The sequence below is a fragment of the Actinoalloteichus spitiensis RMV-1378 genome (assembly GCF_000239155.1).
In the GTDB taxonomy this organism is placed as follows: Bacteria; Actinomycetota; Actinomycetes; order Mycobacteriales; family Pseudonocardiaceae; genus Actinoalloteichus_B; species Actinoalloteichus_B spitiensis.
In genome coordinates this window covers 1-3,736 of the sequence record NZ_AGVX02000306.1, presented here as the reverse complement: position 1 = coordinate 3,736, position 3,736 = coordinate 1, and the positions used below count along the sequence as shown (strand labels likewise).

The 3,736-nt window shown below is 67.6% G+C and carries 1 protein-coding gene; it reads right to left on the bottom strand.

Going from position 1 to position 3,736, the window contains the following annotated elements; translation table 11 throughout:
- Positions 1-24: 24 nt before the first annotated feature.
- A complete protein-coding gene (gene dnaE, locus ACTIDRAF_RS0214040; RefSeq protein WP_016699369.1) occupies positions 25-3,591 on the bottom strand; it encodes a DNA polymerase III subunit alpha in 3,567 nt (1,188 codons plus the stop codon).
- Positions 3,592-3,736: the final 145 nt, after the last annotated feature.

The window sequence follows — 3,736 nt, the reverse complement described above, 5'->3', positions numbered from 1 at the left end:
GGGAGCGGGCCCCTCGGTGCCGTCTCAGGCGCTGACCGTGACCCCCGGGATCGCCTTCAGCTCCCCGAAGAACGCCGGCGAGGTGGAGATCGGGTAGTCGTCCACCGCCAGCATGGCCGTCTTGTGCTGGTAGTGCAGCTTCAGCCGCACCGGGGTCTCCCCCGGGTGGGCGCGCAGTGCCTGTTTGAGGTCGCTGACCACTTCCTCGGTGACCAGTTCGGACTTGACCAGCAGTGTCAACGGCGGTTCGACGCCGGGGTTGTTCTCGGCCTCGCTGATGTCCAGCGGGACGACCCCGGAACCGAAGATGCTCATCTTGTCCTCGCGCCAGTTGACCCGGCCCTTGACCGCCACGGCGGTGTCCTCCACGAGGTCCTGGCCGAGCACCGCGTACGACTTGGGGAAGAACAGCACCTCGATGGAGGCGTCCAGGTCCTCCACGGTCGTGATCGCCCAGGGTTCACCGTTCTTGTTGACCCGCCGTTCGACCGAGGAGATCATGCCGGCGATGACGACCTCGCCCTCCTTCGGCGGGTCGTTGAGCAGGGCGGCGATGTCCCGGGGGGCCTGCTTGCGCAGGATGCGTTCCGCGCCGTCCAGGGGGTGCGCCGACACGTAGAGGCCCAGCATCTCCCGTTCGTAGGCCAGCTTCTGCTTGCGGGGCCATTCCTCCGGGGAGTACGTGAGGTGCGCCAACGGGGAGGCGTCCTCGCTGGCGGGGGTGTCGTCACCACCGCCGAACAGGTCGAACTGGCCCATGGCCTCCTGTCGCTTGAGGCCGATCACGGCGTCGACGGCCGCCTCGTGGTGTTCGATGAGGGAGCGGCGTGAGTGCCCGAGCGAGTCGAACCCGCCGGCCTTGATCAGCGACTCGATCACCCGCTTGTTGCAGGTGACGATCTCCGACTTGGTCAGGAAGTCGTTGAAGGAGGTGTAGGCGCCCTTCTTCTTCCGGGTGTCGATGATCGACTGGACGACGTTGCCGCCGACGTTGCGGATGCCGCCGAGACCGTAGCGGATGTCGGTTCCCACGGCGGCGAAGCGCAGCGCCGACTCGTTGACGTCGGGGGCCAGCACCCGGATGCCGAGGCGGCGGCACTCGGAGAGGTAGACCGCGGACTTGTCCTTGTTGTCGGCGACCGAGGTGAGCAGCGCCGCCATGTACTCGGCCTGGTAGTTGGCCTTGAGGTAGGCGGTCCAGTAGGAGACCAGGGCGTAACCGGCGGCGTGGGACTTGTTGAACGCGTAGCCGGCGAACGGCAGGATCGTGTCCCAGAGCGTCTTGATGGCCTCGTCGGAGAAGCCCTTGTCCCGCATCCCGGCCTGGAAGCCCTCGAACTCCTTCTCGAGCACGTCCAGCTTCTTCTTGCCCATCGCCTTGCGGAGCACGTCCGCGCGTCCCATCGAGTACCCGGCGACCTTCTGCGCGATGCGCATGATCTGCTCCTGGTACACGATCAGGCCGTAGGTCTCGGAGAGGATCTCCTCCAACGGTTCGGCCAGTTCCGGGTGGATCGGGGTGATCTCCTGGCGGCCGTTCTTGCGGTCGGCGTAGTTGTTGTGGCTGTTCATCGCCATCGGGCCCGGGCGGTAGAGGGCGTTGACCGCGATGATGTCGCTGAACTCGGTGGGCTGCATCCTGCGCAGCAGGTCCCGCATGGCGCCGCCCTCGAGCTGGAACACGCCGAGCGCGTCGCCCCGGCCCAGCAGCTCGAAGGTCTTCTTGTCGGTCAGGCCCAGCACGTCGAGGTCGATCTCGTCGCCCCGGTTGGCCCGGATGTTGTCGATGGCGTCGTTGATGATGGTGAGGTTCCGCAGCCCGAGGAAGTCCATCTTCAACAGGCCGATGGCCTCGCAGGACGGGTAGTCCCAGCCGGTGATGATCGACCCGTCGTCCCGCTGCCACAGGGGGATGGCGTCCATCAGCGGTTCCGAGGACATGATCACCGCGCAGGCGTGCACCCCCGCGTTGCGGATCAGGCCCTCGAGGCCGCGGGCGGTCTCGAAGATCTTGGAGACCTCCGCGTCCGTCTCGATCAGGGTGCGCACCTCGGCGGCCTCGGGGTACCGCTCGTGCTCCGGGTTGACGATGCCGGCCAACGGGATGTCCTTGGCGGCCACCGGCGGCGGCAGAGCCTTGGAGATGCGGTCCGCGATCGCGTAGCCGGGCTGCCCGAAGTGCACGCGGGCGGAGTCCTTGATCGCCGCCTTGGTCTTGATCGTGCCGAAGGTGATGACCTGCGCGACGCGGTCGGCGCCGTACTTCTCCGTGGCGTAGCGGACCATCTCGCCCCGGCGGCGGTCGTCGAAGTCGATGTCGATGTCGGGCATCGACGCGCGTTCGGGGTTGAGGAACCGTTCGAAGAGCAGCCCCTGGGGGATCGGGTCCAGGTTGGTGATCCCCAACGCGTAGGCCACCAGTGAACCCGCCGCCGACCCCCGGCCGGGGCCGACGCGGATGCCGATCTCCTTGGCGTGCTGCACGAGGTCGCCCACGACGAGGAAGTAGGCGGGGAAGCCCTTCTGCGCGATCACGCTCAGCTCGAACTCGGCCCGCTCGTGGTAGCCGTCGGGGACGCCCTGGGGGAACCGCCAGTCCAGCCCCTTCATGACCTCCTTGTGCAGCCAGGATTCCTGCGTCTCGCCCTCGGGCACGTCGAAGACGGGCATCCGGTCGCGGTGCTCGTAGACCTCGGCGTAGGACTCGACGCGTTCGGCGATCAGCAGTGTCGACTCGGTCGCACCGGGGACCTCCTTGTCCCAGTACGCCCGCATCTCCTCGGCGGACTTCAGGAAGTAGCCGTCGCCGTCGAACTTGAAGCGGTTCGGGTCGGAGAGCGTCTTGCCGGACTGCACGCACAGCAGGGCGGAGTGCGACTCGGCCTGGTCCTTGGTGACGTAGTGCGAGTCGTTGGTGGCCAACGGCCGGAGTTCGAGCCGCTTGGCGATGTCGAGCAGCCCCTCCCGCACCGAGCGTTCGATGGCCAGCCCGTGGTCCATCAGCTCGACGAAGAAGTTGTCGGCGCCGAAGATGTCCTTGTAGTCGCTGGCGGCCTGGATGGCCTCGTCGTACTGGCCCAGCCGCAGCCGGGTCTGGACCTCGCCGGAGGGGCAGCCGGTGGTGGCGATGATGCCCTTGCTGTGCTCCGCGATCAGGTCGCGGTCCATCCGCGGCTTGCGGTAGTAGCCCTCGATGGAGGCCAGTGACGACAGCTTGAAGAGGTTCCGCAGCCCGGTGGCGTCGCCGGCCAGCATCGTCATGTGGGTGTAGGCACCGCCACCGGAGACGTCGCCGCCCTCACCGAACTGGTCGGTGGACCGCTGGTGGGACTGACCCCAGAACACCGGCTTCTTGTGGAACCGGCTGCCGGGAGCGAGGTACGCCTCGATCCCGATGATCGGTTTGATGCCGGCCTTCTTCGACTGCTGGTAGAACTCGTCGGCCCCGTACATGTTCCCGTGGTCGGTCATGCCGACCGCCGGCATCCCGAGTCTCTTGGCCTCGGCGAACAGCGGCGCCATCTTGGCCGCTCCGTCCAGCATCGAGTACTCGGTGTGAACATGCAGGTGGACGAAGGAGTCACCGGGCACGGGCAGGGACCTCCGGGGCGTGTTGACGGCGCGCGGGGGCGACGGTGCGGGCCGCGCGGGAGAAGCGCCCAGCCTATGTCCTGGCCCCGTCCTGACGGGAACACCCCACCCGGGGTGTCGCGCCGGTGCCCGGGTGGGTGTCGCG